The organism is Segetibacter koreensis DSM 18137 (assembly GCF_000374045.1).
Lineage (GTDB): Bacteria > Bacteroidota > Bacteroidia > Chitinophagales > Chitinophagaceae > Segetibacter > Segetibacter koreensis.
This window is the reverse complement of record NZ_KB893339.1, coordinates 1-23,967: the sequence shown is the minus strand read 5'-3', so window position 1 is coordinate 23,967 and position 23,967 is coordinate 1. Positions and strand designations below refer to the sequence as shown.

Annotated in this window: 23 protein-coding genes; 7 read left to right on the top strand and 16 right to left on the bottom strand. The window is 38.2% G+C overall.

Annotation, left to right across the window (positions count from 1 at the left end):
- Window positions 1-228 precede the first annotated feature (228 nt).
- Both B154_RS32545 and B154_RS33960 read right to left on the bottom strand, forming a co-directional pair.
- Window positions 229-375: a hypothetical protein gene (locus B154_RS32545; protein WP_157580871.1), complete on the bottom strand. Its 147-nt coding sequence runs from the start codon at window positions 373-375 to the stop codon at window positions 229-231.
- A gap of 41 nt (window positions 376-416) precedes the next feature.
- Window positions 417-503, bottom strand: a complete 87-nt coding sequence (locus B154_RS33960) for a hypothetical protein (RefSeq protein WP_425423116.1) — start codon at window positions 501-503, stop codon at window positions 417-419.
- A 779-nt stretch (window positions 504-1,282) separates the two neighbouring features.
- Here B154_RS33960 and B154_RS0118485 point away from each other — a divergent pair.
- Window positions 1,283-1,867, top strand: a complete 585-nt coding sequence (locus tag B154_RS0118485; RefSeq protein ID WP_342664126.1) for a DUF4386 domain-containing protein — start codon at window positions 1,283-1,285, stop codon at window positions 1,865-1,867.
- Window positions 1,824-1,976 (top strand): hypothetical protein, encoded by a 153-nt coding sequence (locus B154_RS33955; RefSeq protein ID WP_169337679.1) that lies wholly within the window; start codon window positions 1,824-1,826, stop codon window positions 1,974-1,976. The genes B154_RS0118485 and B154_RS33955 overlap by 44 nt, the downstream gene beginning before the upstream one ends.
- Before the next feature lie 152 nt (window positions 1,977-2,128).
- Here B154_RS33955 and B154_RS33645 read toward each other — a convergent pair whose 3' ends face one another.
- The 13 genes from B154_RS33645 to B154_RS0118425 all read right to left on the bottom strand — a co-directional run bounded on the left by B154_RS33645 (window position 2,129) and on the right by B154_RS0118425 (window position 17,743).
- Window positions 2,129-2,254 carry an SRPBCC family protein gene (locus B154_RS33645; RefSeq protein WP_281166884.1) on the bottom strand — a complete coding sequence of 42 codons (126 nt, stop codon included), beginning with the start codon at window positions 2,252-2,254 and terminating at the stop codon, window positions 2,129-2,131.
- Window positions 2,255-2,496: 242 nt separating this feature from the next.
- Window positions 2,497-2,790, bottom strand: coding sequence for a winged helix-turn-helix domain-containing protein (locus tag B154_RS0118480; RefSeq protein ID WP_018615817.1), 294 nt, complete (start codon window positions 2,788-2,790; stop codon window positions 2,497-2,499).
- Complete coding sequence (locus B154_RS0118475) at window positions 2,783-3,376, bottom strand: hypothetical protein (RefSeq protein WP_018615816.1); 594 nt, start codon at window positions 3,374-3,376, stop codon at window positions 2,783-2,785. The genes B154_RS0118480 and B154_RS0118475 overlap by 8 nt, the downstream gene beginning before the upstream one ends.
- Complete coding sequence (locus tag B154_RS0118470; RefSeq protein ID WP_018615815.1) at window positions 3,366-3,959, bottom strand: hypothetical protein; 594 nt, start codon at window positions 3,957-3,959, stop codon at window positions 3,366-3,368. The genes B154_RS0118475 and B154_RS0118470 overlap by 11 nt, the downstream gene beginning before the upstream one ends.
- Window positions 3,956-4,555 carry a hypothetical protein gene (locus tag B154_RS0118465; RefSeq protein ID WP_018615814.1) on the bottom strand — a complete coding sequence of 200 codons (600 nt, stop codon included), beginning with the start codon at window positions 4,553-4,555 and terminating at the stop codon, window positions 3,956-3,958. The genes B154_RS0118470 and B154_RS0118465 overlap by 4 nt, the downstream gene beginning before the upstream one ends.
- A 72-nt stretch (window positions 4,556-4,627) precedes the next feature.
- A complete protein-coding gene (locus B154_RS0118460; RefSeq protein WP_018615813.1) occupies window positions 4,628-5,293 on the bottom strand; it encodes a hypothetical protein in 666 nt (221 codons plus the stop codon).
- Window positions 5,294-5,391: 98 nt separating this feature from the next.
- On the bottom strand, window positions 5,392-7,638 hold the full coding sequence (locus B154_RS0118455) for a TonB-dependent receptor (protein ID WP_018615812.1): 2,247 nt from the start codon (window positions 7,636-7,638) through the stop codon (window positions 5,392-5,394).
- 186 nt (window positions 7,639-7,824) lie between these two features.
- On the bottom strand, window positions 7,825-7,953 hold the full coding sequence (locus tag B154_RS33950; RefSeq protein ID WP_157580872.1) for a serine hydrolase: 129 nt from the start codon (window positions 7,951-7,953) through the stop codon (window positions 7,825-7,827).
- Between the two features lie 649 nt (window positions 7,954-8,602).
- Entirely contained in the window at window positions 8,603-10,570 is a 1,968-nt protein-coding gene (locus tag B154_RS0118445) for an OmpA family protein (RefSeq protein WP_018615810.1), read from the bottom strand.
- Window positions 10,571-10,774: 204 nt separating this feature from the next.
- Window positions 10,775-13,282, bottom strand: coding sequence for an Ig-like domain-containing protein (locus B154_RS30875; protein ID WP_018615809.1), 2,508 nt, complete (start codon window positions 13,280-13,282; stop codon window positions 10,775-10,777).
- Between the two features lie 385 nt (window positions 13,283-13,667).
- Window positions 13,668-15,386, bottom strand: a complete 1,719-nt coding sequence (locus B154_RS31530) for a PAS domain-containing protein (protein WP_018615808.1) — start codon at window positions 15,384-15,386, stop codon at window positions 13,668-13,670.
- An 82-nt stretch (window positions 15,387-15,468) separates the two neighbouring features.
- Window positions 15,469-15,900: a response regulator gene (locus B154_RS0118430; protein ID WP_018615807.1), complete on the bottom strand. Its 432-nt coding sequence runs from the start codon at window positions 15,898-15,900 to the stop codon at window positions 15,469-15,471.
- 172 nt (window positions 15,901-16,072) lie between these two features.
- Window positions 16,073-17,743, bottom strand: a complete 1,671-nt coding sequence (locus tag B154_RS0118425) for a molybdopterin-dependent oxidoreductase (protein WP_033411974.1) — start codon at window positions 17,741-17,743, stop codon at window positions 16,073-16,075.
- Window positions 17,744-17,944: 201 nt separating this feature from the next.
- Here B154_RS0118425 and B154_RS30245 point away from each other — a divergent pair, with 201 nt between their 5' ends.
- Window positions 17,945-18,292, top strand: a complete 348-nt coding sequence (locus tag B154_RS30245; RefSeq protein WP_051084323.1) for a response regulator — start codon at window positions 17,945-17,947, stop codon at window positions 18,290-18,292.
- Window positions 18,293-18,608: 316 nt separating this feature from the next.
- Window positions 18,609-19,004, top strand: a complete 396-nt coding sequence (locus B154_RS0118415) for a response regulator (RefSeq protein WP_018615805.1) — start codon at window positions 18,609-18,611, stop codon at window positions 19,002-19,004.
- Between the two features lie 192 nt (window positions 19,005-19,196).
- Here the strand turns inward: B154_RS0118415 and B154_RS0118410 are convergent, their stop codons facing one another.
- A complete protein-coding gene (locus B154_RS0118410; protein ID WP_018615804.1) occupies window positions 19,197-19,442 on the bottom strand; it encodes a hypothetical protein in 246 nt (81 codons plus the stop codon).
- Between the two features lie 468 nt (window positions 19,443-19,910).
- On the opposite strand from B154_RS0118410, the gene B154_RS0118405 reads away from it, so the two are divergent.
- The 3 genes from B154_RS0118405 to B154_RS0118395 all read left to right on the top strand — a co-directional run bounded on the left by B154_RS0118405 (window position 19,911) and on the right by B154_RS0118395 (window position 23,618).
- A complete protein-coding gene (locus B154_RS0118405) occupies window positions 19,911-20,837 on the top strand; it encodes an AraC family transcriptional regulator (protein ID WP_033411972.1) in 927 nt (308 codons plus the stop codon).
- Window positions 20,812-21,300 (top strand): DUF983 domain-containing protein, encoded by a 489-nt coding sequence (locus B154_RS0118400; RefSeq protein ID WP_018615802.1) that lies wholly within the window; start codon window positions 20,812-20,814, stop codon window positions 21,298-21,300. The genes B154_RS0118405 and B154_RS0118400 overlap by 26 nt, the downstream gene beginning before the upstream one ends.
- Window positions 21,301-21,470: 170 nt before the next feature.
- Entirely contained in the window at window positions 21,471-23,618 is a 2,148-nt protein-coding gene (locus B154_RS0118395; protein ID WP_018615801.1) for a PAS domain-containing protein, read from the top strand.
- Window positions 23,619-23,967: the final 349 nt, after the last annotated feature.

The window sequence follows — 23,967 nt, the reverse complement described above, 5'->3', positions numbered from 1 at the left end:
TTCCGTAACCATATTTATAACTTTTTGGGATGAGCAAATGGCGAGGTATTGCAGGACTGATTTTCAAACTGCAATTTTTAATCAGTTTTAACCATTATTTTAAATAGCGATGGCGAATATCTATTTAAATAAAAAAGTGAAGAATTTTTAGACCATGTTAAAAACTTTAATTTGTCTTGTTACTTCTGGTTTTGCAGGAACTGTTGCAGAATAGAAAGTAGTAAATTTTTAGATTAAAAACAGTTTCAATAGCTGTTGTATAGGGTCTTTTTTACCTAACAACTTATTTTTAAGGGTTTCGGTAGTGATTACTTTACCTTCTTGTATTAACTGCCTTGTGCGCCTCATAGACATCCTGTTCAAGATTTCTGACATAAGCATTTAGTTTTCTGGCTTCTTCAGTATTACCAATAACTTTACCAGCACCCTTGGTTCCATTTTACTGGATCGATAAAATATTTCGCTGATAATTCAATGCGAAGTTCATCAACTGTTACCCGCATATACAGTGGCGCAGTTCCATCTGTAACCATTTTGGATTTTTTATATTAAAAAGGACACTAATCCGGTTCATACACCTTTTCTTTTACTAGTTATAAATGTAGTTTGTCAAAAAGTGCAAGACAAGATGTTCAATTATTGAACTACTCGTTTATCAGTTCCTTATAAGGTTTCTGGTGACCTGTAAAAATTTAAAGTGCCAGGTCACCAATAGGTCACCTGAAGTATGCGAAAAAATGAAAGAATTGAAAATGTACTAAAAATAAAAAACGCTATAAATCAATTGTTTATAGCGTTTTGAATGATTTTTAAACTCTTATTAGCGGAGAGAGAGGGAAAAGAACCTATTTTCTAAAACTATATATCTCAATCAGTTATATCACCTTTTTTATTCGAACTCATGAATTCCTCATGAAACCTTGTCTTTAAATAGCACTGTAAAAATACGATATAATACAATAAACTATGATAATCGACTTATTTTAATGTATGTGTTGAATATTTCAGAGCAATTCATTTAAGGCTACTACCGATGAGAATTTATAGCGACTTCTTTGCATCGTTTCATCATCAGCTGCTTTTCATCTAACAAATAGCAACTCTTCCAGTTACCAATATCTTAAACCGAATTTTAATTTAAAATATTGCATTCTAAAATAACCTGGTTAGCAGAACAGAACCATCAAATTTTGGAAATTTAGAGAATTTGTAATAGCTGATTGAAGATTTGACAGAAGCAAAAATTCTTGGTATTCATTCTTGTTAAAAAGCTCAAACAAATATTACATCACAATCTAAAGCAGCACGGCTTGCAGGACTTCTGTATCTGGTTGCTATGGCTACTGGTCTCTTCGCTGAGTTTTATGTACACTTTCCTTCCACCCTTGTTGCAAGCGGAGACGCTGCAAAAACAGCCGCTAACATCATTGCCAAGGAGCGACTCTATCGCATAGGTATTGCCAATAACATAATCACCTTTGCTATTGATGTCGTACTTATCTGGGCGCTTTATGTATTACTCAGACCGGTAAACCAAAAGCTCGCATTGCTTGCTGTATTCTTCCGACTAATAGAGACGACACTTGCCTGCACAGCCATTTTAAACTCTTTTGTCGCGATGCAGTTCGTGACCGATGCTGACCGCCTGAAAGCATTTGATCCAAATCAAATACAAGCACTGTCGGTCATGCATTCTATGTATGCTTTATCTTTTGTTATTGTTGCGGTATTTTTAGGCTTAGGGTCGACGATATTTAATTTTCTTCTGTTGAGGTCAAGATACATACCTAAAGTACTGGCATTTTGGGGGCATATTTGCTTCTTTGCTATTGCTAATAAGTCAATTTGCAATCATTGTCTTTCCTGAGGTAGAGAAACCAATTATACCTGCCAGTTACGGCCCCATTGCGCTTGATGAAATTGCTCTTGGTTTTTGGCTTTTGTTTAAAGGGGCCAGCATTCCTCAAATGGTATAGCATTCTGCACAAACTATCGTACAAGGAACCGCTAATCGAATAGACGGACTCACCGCTTGTATGCGATTAGGTGCGAATGTTTGAAGGGTGTTTCGATATACCAGTCGAAAATTATGAAATGACATCCTTGTAAGTTCCATCTACCCGTACATTCATTTACAAAGGAAGCCATAAGGAGGTATCCACGATGCAAGTGCATTGGCTTCAGTAAATGCACGATAGACTTTTTCTGAAGACGCTTTAAGAACTCTATGTAACGAAACGCTGTTGCTAGCCATAAAATTTAANTTTTTAGGTTTACTCGTTTTCTTGATGTGTTGCCTGAAAGCCCTTGTAAATCTAAATCATTTTCTTGTCAGATTGCCACTCCCTTTTTAATTGTTTACTATGTCAATTGCATTGCGGGAAACAGCAGTAAACACTTTGAAATGCCAATTGTTCTGCCAGACAAATGCACGGGCCGGCTCTCGTCTACAGTCTTAGTGTTGGCTGCACTCCCCTTCTTAAATACTTACTGCTCCTACTGCTTTCTTACCTGCAAATATTCCTGAAGTGCCATTACATAATTTTCAAAAGCTTCTATTCCCTTTGGGGTTACCTTGCATGTTGTCTGGGGGTAATTGTCTTTAAATTGCTTATTTACTTCTATATATCCCGCCTCTTTTAATTTTTGCACTTGCACGCTAAGATTTCCAGCCGTAGAATTTGTTTTTTCTCGTATAAAAGTAAATTCGGCTTCCTTTACACTTATAAGCAGGCTCATAACTGCAAGGCGTAGTTGAGAATGTAATATTGGATCTAATTCTTTAAACATGCTGTCCCTTTGCTTTCCTGTATCTTTTTCTAAGTATTAAACCCGGTATAAACCATGCCAGTTGTGCCGCCGCTGCTGTTAACAACATACTGTAAGGAAAACGGACATACATAGCTGCAATTGCAAAAATCCAACAGGCAATGCCACCAATGATCATTGGCGTAAAGCGCCTGGAGAAACCTGTGGCAAAAGTAGGAATGCCATATACAATTATGAAAAGCGAATTAGGGTTGGGTATATTATAAAGGTTTGTATAGTAGGTTAAAAGAAACAATGTTATTGCAAAACTCAACCAAATACCCCCCATCGCTTCATCGTAATATGTTTTAAACTTTTTTCTTTTTCTTTCGCTATAAGAAATAATAAGCTGAGGTATAAGAGCAATTGCAGTAAGCCACCATATATTGTCAAGCCATCGAATATTCCACCAGTAATTACAAAAAGTTGCAATCGCACAAAGTGTAATAATACTTCCCCACATTAAAGCAGCAATGCCTGTGTCTACATAATCGTTTTTCGCCTTACTGATCATGCTTGTGATCAATTGTAGACTTTCTGCTTCAGTTAGCTGTTTTTCATCTTGCATATTGCTGTTTCTTAAAAGTCATATTTAAAATAAAACCTGGAATAATCCACACCATTGCCGCAGTTATAGCTAATAACAAATAAATAATGGCGTCCTGCATAAAAAAAGAAACTGATGCAAGTAACAGGCATATAATACCACTAATCTTATGATAATTAAACTTTGCTATCATACCGGTCAAAAATGTAGCAAAACCTGCGAGAAATAAAATGATAGTTATTGTCACATATGTTTTTCCTGCAAAATTTGCTGAAAAAGCTGCAATGGCTGATAGAAAGAAACCCGTCCACACATAATCTATTGTTTCGTCAGTAAAAGTTTTCGCTTTCTTCATTTTGTTTTCCCGCCAATGTATCAATGACTGTACAAAGAAAACGGGAACGAGCAGGTAAAAAGGTGAAAAGGGAAACGAGATCATCTTTACATCAACTGCATACGCTAGCAGGCTGCATAGCAAAACGCCAAAGCCATACACTAAAGCTCCAAGGCCACTTTCATGAAAATATCCTTTCGCTTCATGTATCATTCTATTGATAAGCTTCAGGCTTTCTTCGCTGCTCAGTTCTTTTTCGCTTTCATTCATAAGAGGTAATTTTTTGTTTTTTTGTATTGATTTCGCAACAAATATCCGGGAATAATGTAGCTGATAACAACGGCGAATGCAGTAATAAGCATTTGAACGTCGTAAGGCTGATAAACACAAACAATCATCAATACGAAGCAAAGCAAGCCGCCAATTATCATTGGTTTAAACTTGAGAAGCCTGCCGGAAATATAGGTGCCTATTCCATAAAGCAATATGTAAAAAGGATAGCAATATTGCCATCCGATCTGGGCAAAAACAAAGCCGAGTGCAAAAAAAGACAGGCCTATTGAAGTCCATAAATAAGCGTTTGCTTCGTTGATAAAAGTTTTTACCCGATCTTTTTTCCTATCCCTGTATTTAAGAACAAAATGCAATGCAATTGCAATGGGAGTTACCAACCAGGCATAATAATGCTTAGGGTAATTTAAAATCACTTTTAAAAAATACTGGGTTAAGCAACCTATAACTACTGCCCAGCCCCACAATAAAAAGTAATGGCTGCGGTCACTGATAGAATTTTTTGTGTTTTCTATCATTTTCGTAATCAGTTGTAAACTTTCTTGCGGCGAAAATTCTTTTTCGGCTTCTTGCATATTTAAATGGTATAGTGTTAACAAAGCAGCGGTATAAAAAAGCTCTACTACAGGTATAGGTAATAGCCATATTTACTGGCATTTTGCCAATGCATCTTCTGCTTGTTTTAATCCCCACTGGGGATATAAAGGCTTTGCATGTTCTGCCTTAAATAATGCAACTGCTTTTTCAAAAACAGGTTTTGCTTTAGTTTTACCACCTCCAAATTGTTCAGGGGTATTAAATAAACTCATTCCTTGTAGATAATATAACCGCGGATTATTAGAATCTAACTGCAAACCTTGTTCTAATGCAGTAGATGCTTCCTTTCCAAATGTTTGCCAACGTTCCTGTGGATTAACCAGCATTTGCTGTGTTGCAGCCATATTTTTTATAGAACAGATTTCTGCGTTTTTTTCTATTGCCTCAGCTTTATTGCATAAGGCTTTTATTTGCTCAGCATTTTTATCTTTATCCACTTTTTGGTCCATCCATCCGACAGTAGTCAGGGCAAGGCTGGCATAATAGTAAGGCAGCCATTGATTTTTTTCGGCATCCCCAATGCGTTCGAATGCACTTGAAACAGCAGCCAGGTCTTCACTTGTTTTTGCTGAATCTAATAGCTGAATATTCTTTTGCATTGCTTGTGTAAACTTGTCGCTCTGTGCAAATGATGATGCTGTAAGCATTAGTAAAATAACTAAAGCCATAGCGCCTGACTTTACGTTTTTAGCAAATTCGAATTCTCTGTTTTTCATCTTTTTTTGTTTTGTTTATTATATTAGTTTATTCTGAATTAAGAAGATTTTTATAAAGTGTTTTGCATTTCTTGCTTTAGCACCCTTATTGTTCTGGTTTACAAATTATTGTTGATTGCATCCTGAGATCTGTCTACACCCCAACTTAAGAAGCAGCCGATGAAGTAGAAACGTTTTGCAGGTGGCATTATAGGTTCTTTATACATTCCATTATATGAATAGTTGTAGCCGTACACCTGGTTCTGTCCTAACACATTTGTCATACTTGCAAACAATACTATAAATGTTTTTGCATTTATTTTTCCAATACTTGGTACCCATTCCGCGCTAAAGTTGAGGCTATTGTAACTTTTAGTTTTCCCTTCGTCTGCAATAAAATATTTATTATTGCTATTAATTATCAGGTTATAATAAGGCCTGCCAGAAGCATAACTATAAGTGAAATTAAAACCAGATTTTATTTTAGTAAAGAAGCGCTTCATTACAACCGAGGCGGTATGGTTGGCTACAAAGTTGGGCTGTAACTGTTTAGGATAATTAAGGTAATCACGTTTCGTATCGATGTAAGAATAACTTAGCCAGTAATCAAAGTTTTTTAGGGACTTTTTATCTCTCCAAAAAACATCAATGCCTTTTGCATATCCTGCGCCATTGTTGTCAAAGCCAAAAGTGTAATTTATAGCAGGAATGGTTTTAATAAGATTTTCATATTTTTTGTAATACACTTCTACCCTAAAAATCCGTTCATGGGTCATTTTCTGGTAATTGATTATGTAATGCGCTGCTTTTGTCATTCCTAAACTCGTTGAATAATACAATTGGTTATTCTCGGGTTTTTGATAGAATATACCGTAAGCGACAGACATTTGTGCGTCTTTACCAGTTTTATATGCCAGTGAAAGACGTGGAGCTATATCAGCCTTATGAATGAGAGAAGAGTTCTCGAAACGAACACCGGCTTTAGCTGCTAAATCGTTGGTTAGATAAATTTCTGTTTCTGCAAAAACAGACGTATAATTATCAATAAGTTTATACAGGGAATCATGTATGAAACTCTTGTCGTAAGAATACCAGTACTCGCTACCAAAGCGTACGGAGCTAATGCCAACAAGCTTCTTTTCAAAAACTGCTCTCAACTGTGATAAATCCTGACGGTGCTGTAATCCAAAATTTTTATTTTGCATCCAATAACTCCCGTTTACAAATTCTTTGGGCTGATTACTCTGATCCTGGATTTGCTGACTGATGTTGTCTTTGTTGGTACTATAGCTTGTTCCAAGATTCATCTTCCATCCATTGCCCAAGTTTTCTCTCCAGCTAAGGTTGTTGTACCAGTTATAATTAGTCAGGCCAAACGCATCTTTTAAATGTAAACTGTCAATATCCGGTCTTCTTAATCCAAGTTTACCATAACTAAAAGTAGTATAATACTTTACCATTCCACCTCTTTTGGTTTTAAAACGAAAATTAGCATCACCATTGTGAAATTGTGGTATTTTAAAATAATCGGGAGTTTGTTTTACAAGTTTAAAATACACGCTAACATTTACGTAACTATAATTAATACCCCAAGAGGATTTTTTATTTTTCGCTAACTGCTGTGTTCCTAAGCCGGCTAATAAAGGAGATATAGAAGCGTCAATTTCTGATTTTTCAGGAAGATCAATAGATTCAAGCAAAAGCGCCGAAGACAAAGCCTGACCATATAAAGCAGAATAGCCCCCAGTTGTAAAAACAGTGCCTTTGAAAAGAAATGGCGAAAAACGGCCACGGCTTGCAATATCAGGAACACTTGAAAAATATGGATTATTAACCAACGTACCATCAATAAATTGCTTGGTTTCATAGCCCGCACCTCCACGTACAAACAGACCTTCCTGCTCTCCTACCTGTTGTGTGCCCGGTAATGTTTTTAATGCAGCAGTAATGTCCGCATTGGAACCTGCTGTTGTTGCCACATCTAAAGAACTTAATACCGCTGCCCTCTTAGAGTCACCTGCCGCAAACGATCCCGCCGTTACCATTACAGCTTTCAGCTCATCAAGTTTCTCCTTTAAAGAAATACTCAGCTTTATTGGCTCCTTATCAATGTCTATTTTCTGTTCAAATGTGTTGTAGCCAATGCTGCTTGCTGTAATAATATGCTCTCCTTTTTCGGTTGTTCGAAAACTAAAAGCTCCGGAGGAGTCTGTTGTAGCACCATCATAACTGTTTGCGATAGCAATACTTGCTCCTGGAAGTGGATGGTTTTTATTGTCTTTTACTATTCCTGCAATTTTTATTTGCGCTGATAAAGCATTTATAGTGAATACTACTAATGCTTGTAAAAGTAGAATTTGTTTCATCAGTTTTGGTTTGGCGTAGTAAATGTAAAGTAGTTTACAAAATAAACCAAATAATTTAAAAAATATTCTTTAGCCCATTCATGTATTTTTAGGAGCAGATAAAAAGAAAAAATAGTAATGGGTGATAATTAAAACTATATGCAAACTACTAAATGGAATATGATGTGTTTTAATCAATCAAGCGGCCTACGAATATGGAATAATAAAGTCAGGTATTCCTGAAGTATGTGTCAGTAAACTATGGATAGACACTTTATCGCCAATATCTTTTCTATACCAGGGCAAGAATTTAGAAATTGGATCTTTACGCTTTATTTTCCTACTTGTTTCAGTTACATAATCATGATTGCTCTAAACTGTCTTACAAAAGATGGAATGCTGAAATAGGAAACTTTAGTGCGCAAACATTCTAGTATGCGCCGGTATTTTTATCGACTTACAGTCCATGCTTCAACTACAACCAACGGTACCCGCCGAATTTTGCTTCGCACCAGGAAGTGAAAGCGCTGTACAGGCTTTAAAGAAAACTACAAATGGCTATTGCACTTGAAAGTAGCATTTACGCAGACAGTGGATATACAGATTAGTCAGTCGAAGATGATGCTAAGGATGCAGAATCGTTAAGATTAATGACACAAAGAAAATCTAACAGTAAGCGAAAAGATGAAAATTGGATACGATTCTAAAAAGAACTATGAGAAAGTAGAAAAGTAGGTCGCTAAAGAGATAGTTTTCATGGGGCTTTTTTCAAAAGCGTACTTTAGCTACCCAGGATCTTATCCAGCCCAACAGGTTAAAACATGATTGTAATCAGGTTTTTCGATTATCTTAATCAGGTAAAGACTTTTAAAACCATAATTCCATATTTATTCACTACACGTATAAGCAACCGGGTTAATAAAAAAAGTACAGGAGACAAGCATAAATGCCTGTTCCTGTACTTTGATGGGGGTAAGTTATTTATTTATTTAGAAGGAACTATATCAATAATTACAGTTCTGTTATAGAAGCGTTCTTCAGGAAGATTGTTTTCGAAAGGTGCGTTAGCGGCATCCTCACCAAAACCAATCGTTTCAAATTTTACTCCTGTCGTGCCGGCTTTTGACAAAGCACTTTCAATGATTTTCTGTGCACTTGCAGCTCTTTCAGAAGACAATGTATTGTTGTATTTCTCATCGCCAATGTTATCTGTATGACCATGAATAATAACCGTTCCGTTTTCAGGAATAAGCGGTGTTACAATATCAGTAAGAAACTTTTCATACGAAGCAATTGACTTTGATTTGTCAAAATCAAACAGAATGCTGTAGCGTAAACCTTCTTGTTTAGGATCATCCATCTTCACCAGGCTAACCGAGCTTTCTTTCTTTATAGAATGTCCACTTTTAGTTTCTCCCAACATCGCAATTTTATAATTGCCCTGTGTGTTGTTCCCTAAAATTGTTTTTCCTGAAACAGCTGCCTGGTCTTGTGTATAAGGCCCATAATGCTGTACATTTCCCTGCTCATCTGTAACTTCTACATTCCATGACTTCAATAATTCATCAGCTCCTGTTGTATTAAAAAGAACATAACTATCTAACGGATCTTGCTGTACTGCTGTAATTTGTACCGGCTTTAAAAATGGTGAACTAACGCCTCCAACCTGTATCAATAACTCAGGAGAAGTGCTCACAATATCTACCCTGCGATCTCCTTCACGTAACAACGCCAGTTCCTTTGTAGCACCTGGTTGTTCTGAGGGGATAAGTGGTTTGTCTCTTCCTTCAGTACTAATTCTTGCAGGATTGATACCAAAGGTCGACACTAAGTATTGTTTGATGTTTTCCGCCATCAATTTTCCTTCTGCCGGATTTTTGTCTGATGCTCCGCTTAATGCTATTGTGCTTGATGGATTTGAACGCAAGCGATCACCCAGTATGTTTAGAATGTTATGATACACTTCTAACTGTCTTGAAGAACGACCGTTATTTAAATTATTGGGTTGATCTTGTTGCAATAGACCTTCTTTGAACGCGACTGCCTGTGTACTGCTTAAAGCTGTATAACGGCTTGGTACTTCAGTTGAACCCTGGTTAAAGAATACTGAGTTAAGTAAAGCAAAAGTTTCTTTCACTTTGCGATTTAAGGGAACAACTTTAGGGGCCCTTACCGAAAATTGCACTTCTTTTTCAGCAACCGGTGCGGCTGCAACTTCAGCTATTGTTTTTACAGGAGCTACCTTTTTGGCTGTTCCAAATTTAAGTGCTATACCCGTACGGACGGTGTATAAAGACCATGACTCTACAGAACGGGGCGCCTGGCCAAGGTTTGTTTGAAAAGATGCAAATGGCGATAGCGTCCACTGAGTTGTACTTGTTCTTGCTGAAATGGGAATATCAATGCCTGCACCTGCCTGGGCAGAAAAGACAGTTTTGCGGATATCACTCCAATCGCCTCTTTTATCTGTTTGCTTGTCTTGCAAATAAGTAAAAGCCTTAGTAATGTTGATGGCTATAGTTGGCCCCGCAAATACATAGAATGCAGAAGAAAATGGTGCTACACGAATGCTTGGTTCAATAGTTATGTAACTAAGATTGGTTGATAGATTTGCTCCGCAATTACAAGGAGCCATAACACTGTCGTAACTTCCACCACGGTTGTCATACGCTACGTTCAGCATACCTCCCAATACTTTATTTGGACGATACTCTGTTAATAAAGATGCGTAAGGTTTAATGCCGTCTCCTTTATGAAATGCTGCAGGAACTGTCAGGTTACTATTAAGCATTTGGGTTGTACCGCGGTAGGTATTGAAGTTTGCAGCACCAGATTCGCCGAACCACCATGTAGGTTGTACCCGCTTAGCTTTTTGCGCATTGCCTGCAACGCCGGCAATCATTAAAGCGAGGAATAAGAAAGCAAATTTTTTATTTGCTGTATAATGTAACATAATATGCTTTTTATAAATTATTTTATTTTTTTGTTGGGATGATATTTGGCTTCTTTGCCGGTATTATAAAATGTCGTTTGCTTAAGCTTTCGCTTTGGTTGCTGCATTCACTACTATTGTACAAGTGATTGACACAACGATGCTTAATTGAAAGATAAATGCTGGTAACCAAAAGTCTTTCTTAAGCAAACGACCCATGTTTTATTATTGAGGAACGTTAATAGTTGTGTTTACCATTGTAACCGAAGCATTTAGAGACAGCGCTCTGCCATTTAATACTGTTTGAACAGCATTGCCTGCGGTAGAGAAAGTAACGCCTGCAGAAGCAATGATGTTTCCTGTCATTACACCGCCACCGGCTCCGTTAATAACAGCTGCACTTCCTACATACCAGAATACATTTTTAGCCAGGCCTCCGTTAATCATGTTTACACTTCTTGCACCTTGTGGTCCGGCAACACCAACTGTTAAACCAGCAGCTGTTTGAAATATCCATACAGCATTAGGATCGCCTTTAGCATCTAGTGTAAGATTGCTATTTGTGATTTTGAAAGTGCCACTTGCAGACTTGTATACACCCGGCGCTAGGGTCAATCCACCTAGTTCGCCTGCTCCCGGATCAGTACCCCCTGGTTTTGATGCAGGTGAAATACTATTGTAAGCGATGGTAGCATCAGCAAGACCTTTGGTTGCAGTCGTAAACGAGGTAGCGTTGCCTGGCGCCGGTGGAGCTGTGTAGATCCTGCCAGTTACTTTTCCTACATTCAAAGGCGTTTCTGTATAAATGCCGCCTGTTGTTGCATCGTGAAAACCGGTTATTAAAGTAGATGCACCAGTTGTTCCAATACTTCCATTATTGATCACAGTATTTAAGCCTTGATTGGTTATTCCTGCACTGCCTCCAAAAGCTCCATAAATAGAAGCAGATGCCAGAATATTAGGAGCGACTATGGGCGGGAGAGCGAGTGTAGTAAAACTCCAGACATAATTAGTTGCAAGGGTATTTCCTGCAAGGTCTTTAGCACCTGTTGTTATTGTTGCTGTATAGGTTGTACCTGCTAATAAGTTCACTGATGGTGAGAAAGTTGCTTTTGTACCTGCATAAGTAACGTTACCTGTAACAACTGCTGCACCGTTTTTCAAAGTAAAAGTTGCAGTAGTAACTGATAACGAATTCATTGCCTCACTAAAATTCGCACTGATTTTTTTATCCCCAAGAACACCATTGGCAGCATTAACCGGATCGGAAGAAGTGACTGTTGGCCTGGTTACATCAGGAGATGCACTTGTTGTAAACTTCCATATATAATTAGTTGCAAGTGCATTACCTGCAAGGTCCTTAGCACCTGTAGTAATAGTACCGGTGTAGGTAGTATTTGGCAACAGATTAGCGCCCGGTGAAAAAGTAGCTGTTGTGCCTACATATGTTACCGTGCCTTGAATTGCTGTTGTTCCCTTTTGCAATGTAAAGGTTGTGCTAGTTATTGCAGAAGGGTCCATAGCCTCGCTGAATGAAGCAGAAATCTTTGTATTAAAAGCGACACCTGTAGCTCCGTTTGGAGGAACAGTGGATACTACAGTCGGGGCAATCATATCTGGTGTTGCACCGGTTGTAAAGCTCCATACATAATTAGCCGCAACAGCATTTCCTGCAAGATCTTTAGCACCTGTAGTAATAGTACCTGTGTAGGTAGTATTTGGTAACAGGTTAGCGGGTGCTGTAAAAGTAGCAGTCGAGCCTACATAAGTTACTAGGCCTGAAATCGCTGTTGCTCCTGCCTTCAATATAAAGGTGGCAGCAGTTATTGTAGAAGGGTCCATCGCCTCACTAAACGTAGCGGAGACTTTTGTATTAAAAGCAACCGCCGTTGCTCTATTTGCAGGAACAGTAGAAATTACAGTTGGTGCGATAACATCTGATGTTGCACCGGTTGTAAAGCTCCAGACATAAATGCCTTTCAGCTCATTTCCAGTAACGTCCTTCGCACCTGTAGTAATCGTACCTGTGTAAGTTGTATTGGGTAAGAGGTTAGCTGCAGGAGCAAAAACTGCAGTGGTGCCTATATAAGAAACTGCTCCGTCTACTATAGTACCACCCGATGTTGTATTCGTTATTGTAAAGCTTGTTGTAACGGATAATGAATCCATCGCTTCGCTAAAAGTGGCTGAAATGTTTTTGTTAAGGGCAACAGCCGTTGCAGCATTTGCCGGGTCGGTAGTGGTAACAGTAGGCGCTATAATATCAGGGCCATCACCTGTTGTGAAATTCCATACGTAATTACTTATCATCGCATTGCCATTTCGATCTTCAACATCAGAAGTAATCGTTCCCGTGTAAACAGTACCGGACTTAAGATTATTTATTGGCGAAAAGGTGGCAGTGGTACCATCGCAAGTAATTGTACCTGCAATCGGAGTAGCACCTTGTGTTAAGGTAAAGCTTTTGGCGTTAATCGTAGAAGCATTCATCTCCTCATTAAACGTAGCACTCACTTTGCTATTCAGACTTGTACCTATAGCAGTATCTATAGGGCTGGTTGAAATAACTGCAGGGCATACACCATGAAATCCTGCTTCCTCCATAACTTTTTTACAGCCTGCAGCAAAAACGACCACTAGCAATAATAGAAGCCACTTATTGTGGAAGTTTTTAAAATAACCTTTACATGTTCGCATGAGGTTATTGTCAGTGATCAGAGAACTCTTTTTCATAAAATTGGGGTTGTGTTAAATGAAATAACGGTGCTTTTAATTTTTTTGCACAATGATTAAAACGAAAAATGGTGTCGTTCTATATTTTGAGATGTTACATGATCTTTAGAAAAAGGTTACATGATTCACACATTTACAAGTGTAGGATCGCAATATGTTGGTGCAGCTTCTAAGAAGTTGACTTTAACGATGCAACCTTTATGAGCAAAAAAGGTTGAGGAAATTCTCCAAGGGATAAATACAGGAGAATGCATTTATATGGATGTGCGGGGAAATGATTAGGAACAAGGCAATTCGAGAGTTATGGCGAGGGAAGCGTACGGTGATGGAAAGCGAAGTTCTAAAACCGGAAATTATTCCATGCACTCACATTATTTATTCCTAGTCATCGTACCTTAGGGGCTGTTAAAGCATCTCGCAGCATCCCAATTTCCATTGTTGCATCTCCTTTGTCTTTAAGTTGTACGAAGAGAGAAGGAGTAAAACCTGTCACTTTTTTAAATTGATTGGATAGGTGGGCGACACTGCTGTAATGAAGCTTAGTCGCAATTTGTGTAAGTGTCAGTCCATGATCGACAAGAAGATCTTTTACGCGTTCAATTTTTTGGGCAATAATGAACTTCTGAATTGAAATCCCTTCTTGTTCTGAAAAAAGGTTGGCGAGGTAAGTATAATCATATTGCAATTTCTTGCTTAGGTGATCTGAAAAATTTGTTTGCAACTGCTCCTCAGAATAGTGCACCAATTCGATAATAATATTTTTAATATTTTTAATCAGCCTTGTTTTTCGGTCGTCGGTTAACCCATGTTCCGATAACTTGTCCTGCAATGGCATGCCAATATCTTGCATCACTCCTATCATACGGTAAGCCTTTCCATCAACATCCCTTAATATGGTTGCTCGGTCAAAAACTGTTGTGATCGATCTGTCTGCCTTTATAAACCGGTATGAATGCTCATAGCGTCTATCTGATGAAGCAACAGCATCCTGAAGCTTTTGTATAACTAATTCCTTATCTCCGGGATAAATATGATTGCGCAGATCAGACATATTTCCCCGATTATTTTTCAATGTATAACCAAAACAATCTTCAAACCCTTCACCAAGAAACAACTCATCGGTTAGTATATTCCAGTCCCATATTACGTCAAAAGCAAGTTTGGCAGCTAGCACAAATCTTTGACTGTTCCCTTCCTGTGCTTCAATTTGCTCTTCTAATTTATTTTCAAGTTCCTGTAGCCTGCTTACGTCGTGTAATGCACCTATCATGCGTACTGCTTTACGATCCTCATCTCGCACAATGCTTGCCCTGCAGGTGGTAAAAGCCGCAGAACCATCGTGGCGTTTAAACGTAAATGAGTCCTTCCAGCTTTTGCTATCGGAGGCAAGGATGTCATGTAATTTTTTCTCAACAATCTCTTTTTCTTTCGGCAGAAGACAACGTTTTAAATCTTTAAGATTCACCATATTGTTTTCCACTTTATACCCAAACACTTCTACAATACTATCTCCTACATAAATATCACCTGATAAAATGTCCCAGTCCCACATCACATCATAGGAGTTCTTTGCAATATATTTTATCCATTCGTTATTTTCTGCCAGTCTTACGTCTGATTTTGCCTGGGCTATAACAATATTAGCGGCAACAATTTTGTCCTTTTTTGTATCAATATTTTTTTGCTTTAGAATGCTTTGGCTCAGATCTACAAAACTTGTAATTGCTTTTTCAATGCCCTCATCAATAAAAATTGCAGAGGTGATTTCACATTGAAGCATGCCACCATCTTTTTTTATCAAATTTACCACACCCGTTGACTGGCCTTCAGCCGTTCTTTGTTTCAACATCTTCCTAAAACTACTATCATTTACGTCGAAAATAGCAGCCCTGCTCTTGGTCAACAGCTCCTTTTTTGAGTATCCCAAAAGTTTACATGCGGCTATATTCGCTGTTATTATTTTTCCGCTGCTTACTAAAGAAATGATATTAGGCTGTAAAGAATAATCGAACGCTAAGTGGTGAAGTGTATCTTCTGTTGCCCGTGTCAATTGTTTGGAAATACCAGATTTTTCGTCACTGGTACCTTCTGGTATTTTATTCATTATACTGGATTCACAGGAAGGTAGGTCTTAATTCCCTAACGAGCAGATGTGCTTTATCACATTAAATTGCAACTCGCTAAACTTACTTTTGTCTCGAATGAAACGATGCACCTAACGCAATAGTTAGCTGGCCATTACATAGTTCTTTTATAATGTTTTTTAATTCATTATAGCTATTTGGTTTCACTAAATAATGGTCAGCACCACTATTTAGGCATTCGTCAATTTCTGACTTTCTACTCGTAGTTGACAATATCATAACGGGCATGTCATCATATTTCGCCTGGCTTCTTATCTCTTCCAGGCAATCTTTTCCTGATTTTCCCAACATATTTAAATCGAGAAAAATGGCATCAGGTACGGGACTGTCATCTAACAACTTCATCAATTGTGAGCCATCTGTAGCAACAGTTAGAGAAAGTTTGGAACAAGTTTCATCTACCGCTGACTGAAATAAATCAACATCATCCGGGTCGTCATCAGCTAATACGATGTTTTTTATTTTGAAAGACATTTTTTTGGGGGATTATTTAGAGTGCGTAAAAGGCACGTGTAATATTAGACTATAAACACTGATAAACAGCAGTTTAATATAACAACCAATACTTTAAAGCAGCTGTGATGCCGACATGGCGAGAAAGAAGAATATGATTATTTTTAGATGTTGGCAATACTCTAATAGCGAACTAAGTATCAGCAAGTAAATCAAAATATTCGTCGTCTTCATTTTTACCGCCAAAACCCTTTCCTAAACTTTCATGGCTTCGAACAAACTCAATAGAGCTTATCCACTTGACCATCTTGTAACCCAACTGATTTTCAATTCGGAGTCGTAAAGGTGCTCCATATATTAAGGGAAGTGTTTCATAGTTCATTTCCCAGGCGAGTATAGACTGCGGTTTGAGACAATTGTCTAGCGTGTGCGTATCATAGTAATATCCTCCATACAAACCTTCGCCAAAAGAGTAAAAAGCAGCTGTGGTTACTGAAGGATCTGGCTTCACCAGTTCAACAATTTTACTGATAGGTATTCCGCCCCATTCTGCTATGCCTGACCATCCTTGTATGCAGTGGTGCATCGTAATATTTTGCTCTTTCGCCATTTCTTTAAGTTCCGCCAGTGACAACTCAACCGGGTTTTCAACTAATCCAGTGATCTTGAGTTTGTAGTCTGTAAAATTATTTTCTGCAAGCTTTTTCCATACTTCCGACTCCGGCATTTTTCCGTTCGGCCAAAAGAAAGGAGAAATATCTTTTTTCTGGTAATACGGTTGCGGCCTGAAACGATTTACAGTAATTCGCCAAAGTGTTCCATTAATAGCGGCCTGTAAATATTGAAGCAAACGTTGCTTGTTCCAGGAAAGCCAATGTGCTAAAAGACAGAATGCAACAATTGCAAGAATAATTGTGGCTCCAATTAAAAGCCCGATTCGATTCGTAGCATCGTCTGTGCCAATTGTAATATGATTCATGTTCCGTGTAAGACCCGTGGCTGCGACCAAACTAACATGAATGATTATAAAAACTACATAAGCAATCATTACGAGGAAATGGATAGAACGTGCACTTTGCCGGTTGCCGAATAACTTAGGGTACCAGTGAAACCGATTTTCTATAGCAGGCGACATAGCCATCCCGGTAAACATAGCGAGGGGAGCTAAAATAAACACTACTCCAAAGTATGAAAGTTGCTGAATGGCATTATAGTGATAAAATCCATTGGGCTCGACAGGCATATTAAAAGTGGCATAATGAACCAAAACATTCCATGCATCGGGAAAGATTTTTAAGGAAACAGGCACTAGACGTTTCCATTGGTTTGTGTAAAACAAAAGGGCAATAAAAACAGCGCCATTTAAAAGAAAAAAAGGAACTGTAAGAAAATGCCAAACCCGTGCTATGCCTATTGTATGCTTGTAACCTGGCAGACCCAATACAGGGCTGATATAACGGGCATCTTCCTTGGCAGTCCACACTTTGTCTTCGGGAACTTTTATGGGGGTAAAGCGAATCCATTCCGTTCCTGGTGTGCAGCCGTTATTCCAATAGAGACGTGGATGGTCAACTAAAACAGAAAGCCCACTTCGGATGATTAATATTAAAAAAAAGAAGTTAGTCCAATGGCTGATATTTAACCAGGCAGGAAAGCCAACGGGATCGGAAGAGGTTACAGGCACAATAGATACGGAAGGGTCTGGCGGTAAACCGAATAAAAGATATTGAACCCAGGCGGCGCCAATTAATCCAAAAACCAGCAAGCCTACAACTATAAGCATATACGGTTTAATGCTTACATACATCCTTCTATCTGTCGGATAATGCACTGACTTTTCTGCTTCATTGAAATGAGTGAACATAGGATTGCAATGTTAGGAACAATTATGAAATATAAAGAAGATTGCGGTAAACGACGCAAAACCCTACAGCAGAAAGAATAACCAACCGCTTTCATCACCTTTTGCTTCCCTTAAAGGGTTTGAAATATCTATCAAAAGCGTTGGACAATCTCTATTGAGAGAATGTTTTAAAAAAACGACAATATTCTTTAACTTGAGATAATGAAAACTACAACTAGCAATTCAAATCCAATAATTCTCATCGATGATGATATAGACGACATCGAACTTTTCGAGGAAGGTTTTAAGGAGTTAGGAATTGAAAATGAAATAATTGTCTTTAATGACGGGTTTAAGTTCTACGATTACATTTGTACGACCAAAAAGAATTCCTTCTTCATCTTCTGCGATATTAATATGAACCGGATTAATGGTTTTGAACTTAAAAAGATGATTTTCGATAATGAAGAAATACGATTGAAGTGTATTCCATTTCTAATGTTGTCAACCAGCAGCGCTTCTGCAAGTGTGCTAGAAGGTATAGCCTTAATGTGCAGGGTTATTTTATAAAACCAGACAGTATTGAAGGAATAAAGGATATGTTTGACATAGTAGTAAAATATTGGTCAATATCTCAGCGACCTGCCTTCGCACAATAAAAAGCCCCCTAAAAAGTGGGTTGTGAAAATTAGTAAGCACTTCTTTTGAAGAATATTTTATAAATTGAAAACCAAATGATTAAACAACAATTTTAAATATTCTTTCCCGCATATTAAAGCCTACCTTACAAGTTCTAACATTTGCCAGCCTATTTCTTTTAATCATCATTCTATCTTTAATTAGAACTGTTTTGTGGTTATTCCCTTTAAGCACAAAACGGACTATTATGATACATTGCGACATTTTAATTATTGATGATGATATTGACGATATTGAAATATTAACCGAAGCATTAAACGAAAGTGGCGTTGAGAAAGTGCATTTCGTTTATTCTCCAAAAGAAGCATTTCAGTATCTGGACGAAGTTCATCCCGCGTACATGCCTAAAGTAATAGTTACCGACTTCTATTTACCAGCAACCACAGGAGCAGAATTTTTAGCAGACATAAAAAAGATGGACAAGCATAAAAACTTGAAAGTTTTAATTTTGTCTTCTGAAAAATCTGAAAAGGAAATTGACAAATTTCGAGAAATGGGTGCAGTGGATTATTTAGTTAAGCCATCGAGCTACCACGATTATCTTGGAGTGGCTGTTGGTATCAAAAACATCGCGGGGGTCTAGGAGATAATTTTTAGCGCCGTACAACGACTTTTAAATGAATGCTCAAAAGGTGATGTGCAAAACTAAAAAAACCACTGATAACAATTACTGTTGCAGTGGCTTATCTTAATTTTAGACAATTATCCGACATCCTTCAATAATTACTGTGGCATACTTCTTATTTTATTGCAGACCTCATATTCTCTAATTCCTTTAGCCGCTCTTGCTTTTTTGTAATTGCGAACTAAGTTTGGCTATTTTCTTATCCTGGTCTTTTATTTTATCTTTGGCATCCTTAGCATCTTCTGCCTTATCTAACGCTTTACTTGCTTTCTTTTTTGCACGTTTCGCATCACCTAAATCACCGTTAGTTGCCTTCGATGCCTGTTCCCTACTTTGATTAGCAGTATTTCGAGCATTGGAAGGGGCTTCTCCTGCCTTTGACTGATAACCCGGCAAGTCATTTTGTGCAATTGTAAGCTACGGGCAAAAAATTTTTTATTGTTTTCATAATATATTTTTTATTGTTTTAAAACGTCTATAGTTTCATTTAATCTTGCCCCTTCAGTAATTCCTTTTTGCCGTTATCGCGTAGGTAGGGGGAGTAACACCGTTTAGGGCATCGACATGACTACTTTCAATCATAATTTACTAGAAAATTTAGATGAACAAAGGTTGTTATTTGCCTCAACCCATCTTAGGAGTTCACATGCCAAAGAGCAACGGCAAAACGCGTTTGCTTGGTATTCCTACCGTCACAGAGTACTTCATTTCGTTGCACTGCATTCATCCGTTGCGAGTTTGAATCAACAAAGTTAAAGGGGATGTTCTTTCTATATATTAAGTAAATAGTACCATAACTACCGTAAATGGCATAATACATTCTCCTAATATACCAAATACCTTTGTGATGTTATTGAAAGCTATATGAGTAAGGAAAAAATACCAGTTTATGACATTTGTAGTTTGTCGCAAGATAAGCAGATAAAGCAGAATGATTTGCTTGCTGAGCGTTTTGGAGCATACCTAAACAGGCATGAACATAGTTTGCATCACTCGCACAGGCATTCATTCTTTCACCTTGTATTATTCACTAAAGGTACAGGCAGCCATACTATTGATTTCGAACAGTTTAAGGTTCGTCCATATGAAATCTATTTTATGATACCCGGCCAGGTCCATAGTTGGCATTTTGAAGGTGAGGTAGATGGTTACATCATCAACTTCTCCGATAATCTTTTTCGTTCTTTCTTATTAAATCCCAACTACCTTGAACGCTTCCCCTTTTTCAGCGGAATAAGTGCTGAAAGTGTATGTCAGCTACCGGTTGAGGTACAGGGTAAAGTAATCCAACTTTTCGAGGAAATATTAGACCATACCAGCAATAGCAGAGACGATGAGATGGACATGATTAGACTGTTATTGATGCAGCTTTTTCTAATTGTTGAGCGTTCATGTACGGGTAATAACAAAAAAAGTATTCCACAACAAAAGCAAGTACTACTAAGAAACTTCAGGCGCTTGATTGACCAACACTATTTGTCAATTAAACTTCCAAAAGAATATGCAGACTTGCTTTACGTGACTCCTAATCATCTCAATGCCTTATGCCAGGATTTATTAGGTAAAACAGCGGGCGAACTGATAAGAGACCGGATTTTATTAGAAGCAAAGAGATTGCTTACCAACGCTGATATTACAGTTACAGAGATCGCTTACCATCTCAATTTTCAAGACAACTCATATTTTAATCGCTTTTTCAAAAAATATGTTGGTGTAACACCTGATGAATTCAGAAAACAATTGACAATCCATAAAAAAATAAGTCATGATAACCACGCAAAACTTACATGAAAATATAATGTCAACAGCGTCAGACAGCAAAACAGGTGCTTTAAAACTGCTCGCCTGCAAGTGTCCCCGATGCAGAAAGGGCGACATGTTCCAGGACAAGAACCCATGGCACTTAAAGAACACAATGAAAATGAATAAAGAATGTCCCGTTTGTGGACAACCCTTAGACATTGAGGTAGGCTTCTACTTTGGTTCAAGTTACGTTAGCTATGCTTTATCCGTAGCCATTTGTGTGGCAACCTTTGTGGCATGGTGGGTATTAATAGGGTTTAACCTGTACGACAATCGGATATTTTACTGGCTGATATTAAATGCAATATTGTTAGTTGTAGCACAACCATACTTAATGCGTGTAGCACGTACAGGATGGCTTGCCTTCTTTGTGAGATATGATAAAAATTGGAGAAACAATCCCGTTCAGCCCTTAGAGCGAACTAACAAAGACCAGGAGAATAACTGGTAATACTCAACATTATCGACTAGAGAAATTATTGCATCAGGTTTAAGAAATACAGCATCCCGAAGACAAGGGAGAAGGTTAAACTAATGTTTTGCAATTTTAAAAACGAGTTACAATAAAGCTTACCTCATGAAATGCCACAGAAAAAGTAATTAACGAACAAATTATATTTTATGAGCGAAAAGCAATTTAATACGCTGGTGCAGGGAGGAGCCGACCTCACCGCTATTTTAGATGTGAATGGATTGTGCAAATATGTTACCCCATATTATACTCGGCTGGCAGGGTATAACGAAGGCGAAGTTGTTGGCTTCAGCGCCTTCAATTTTATACATTACGATGATGTAGAACGGGTAAGGCACAACTTTAAATCACTGGTTACTGAAAAGCGGGTAAAAACAGAACCATACAGATTTAAGTGCAAGGATCATCGCTGGTGCTGGATGCAGAGTACCGGCACTAATATGCTGCACGATGAGGCAATAGAAGGCTTTGTAATAAATACGGTAGATATTACCGATTTAATTAATACCAGGAATGCCCTGCAGGAAAGTAACGACCGGTACGAATTAGTAAACAAAGCTACCAAAGATGCCATATATGATTGGGATGTGGTTAAAGATGAATTTCGCTGGGGAAAGAATTTGCAACGCATATTCGCGTGTCCAAAATCTGATATCCCATTCAGGTTAAGCGATTGGATAAGCATGGTGCATAAAGAGGAACTTGTACAAATTCGAAAATCATTTAAAAAGTTTATTGCCGATAAAGAGAGGACACAGTGGACCAAATCGTTTCGTGTTAAAAAGGGTGATGGAAGTTATGCCTATGTTGAAGAGACGGGCCACCTGGTAAGAGATGTAAATGGGAAGTCCATAAGAATGATTGGCGTATTACGCGATGTAACCAAAAGCAAAGAACTACAAACTTTACTCGACAGCGCTACGAGCCTTGCACGTGTAGGTGCCTGGGAGTTTGATGTAATAAAGCAACAGGTCTATTGGTCGGCAATGACGAAAGAAATACATGAAGTAGATGCGAACTTTGTACCAGTGCTTGATGAAGGTATTACATTTTACAAAGCCGGAGAGTCAAGAAACACCATACTAAAAAAAATAAACGACGCAATCGAAAAAGGTATATCGTGGGATGAAGAACTTCAGATAGTAACGGCCAGGGGGAATGAGCTTTGGGTGAGGGCAATTGGTAATACAGACATGTTAAACGGTCAGTGTGTGCGTATCTATGGAAGCTTCCAGGATATTGATAAACAAAAGACTGCCGAATTAAAACTGCAAGCAGCACTTAAAGAAAAGAGTACCATTTTAGAAAGTATTGGTGATGCCTTCTTTGCGCTAGACCGAAACTGGATGGTTACTTATTGGAATAAACAAGCGAAAACCCTCCTGGGGTTAAAAAGGGAGCAAATCGTAGGAAAGAACTTCTGGAACGTGTTTGAGGATGCAGTAGGCCTTCAGTTTTATACCCAATATCACATTGCTATGTCTACCGGCAACAACGTTCAGTTCGAAGAGTATTACCCGATTAAAAACAGTTGGTACGAAGTGAGTGCTTATGCTTCTGACAACGGATTATCTATTTATTTTAGAGACATCACTTCCCGCAAGCTGGCAGATGAAGAAATATACCGTTCGAACGAAAGGTTTGTAAAAGTAACCGAAGCTACCAACGACGTAATTTGGGATTTGGATATTATAAACGATAGGTTGAATTACAGCGGCAGTTTTCACAAATTATTTGGTCACCATCCCGACATGTCAATTCCCACCCTCCAGTGGTGGAGCAGGTATATTTACAAAGATGACAGTCAGGCAGTAATCGAAAGTTTAAACTACAGTATTAATGATACAAATGCCTTAGAATGGCAAATGGAGTATAGGTTTTTGAAGGAAAATGGAGACATTGCACATGTAATGGATAGAGGTGTTATTATACGGGATAATGAGGGTAATGCGATCAGGATGGTGGGTGCAATGGCAGATATAACCGAGCGAAAGCAATATGAACAATTGCTGAAGAGTCTTAACAATACGCTGGATGCAAAGGCCAGGGAGTTGACTACTTATGTAAATGCAATAGAGGCTCAAAATGAGCGGCTGCGAAAAATTGCATGGACCCAATCGCACATGGTGAGAGAACCGCTTACCCGTATAATGGGTATTGCAAAGCTACTTGTTGATCATACAGTGCCCCCTGAGCAGAAGAACGAGATGCTGAACCATGTTCTAAAGTCTGCGAATGAATTAGATAAAGTAATAAGGGATATAGTTGAGAGTTCTCATCAGCAAAATTTAAGCTAGAGCCGATTAAGCACGAGGAACACCTTATTACCTTGCAGCGTGGGGGTCTGGGGATTAGGTTCTGTGCGGTGGGAAAAAGAAGCCTGGCAAAAAGCTGACGACGTTGAACGAATGAATTGGGCGAATCTAAACTACGGTTGACATCGTGTAAGGTAGAAATTTCTGGTGAAATATCCATGAGCGGCGCTCACTTTACTGAATGAAAATTGTGAGGCTGTTTATAATCATTTTAATTTTATTTAAAAGTTTATTATTATGAGAAGCGATGTTATCAAAGCTTGCGGGCTTGATGTGCATCAGGCCTCTGTTACAGCCTGTATTATGCGTCAAGGGGTTGAGCGACAAATCA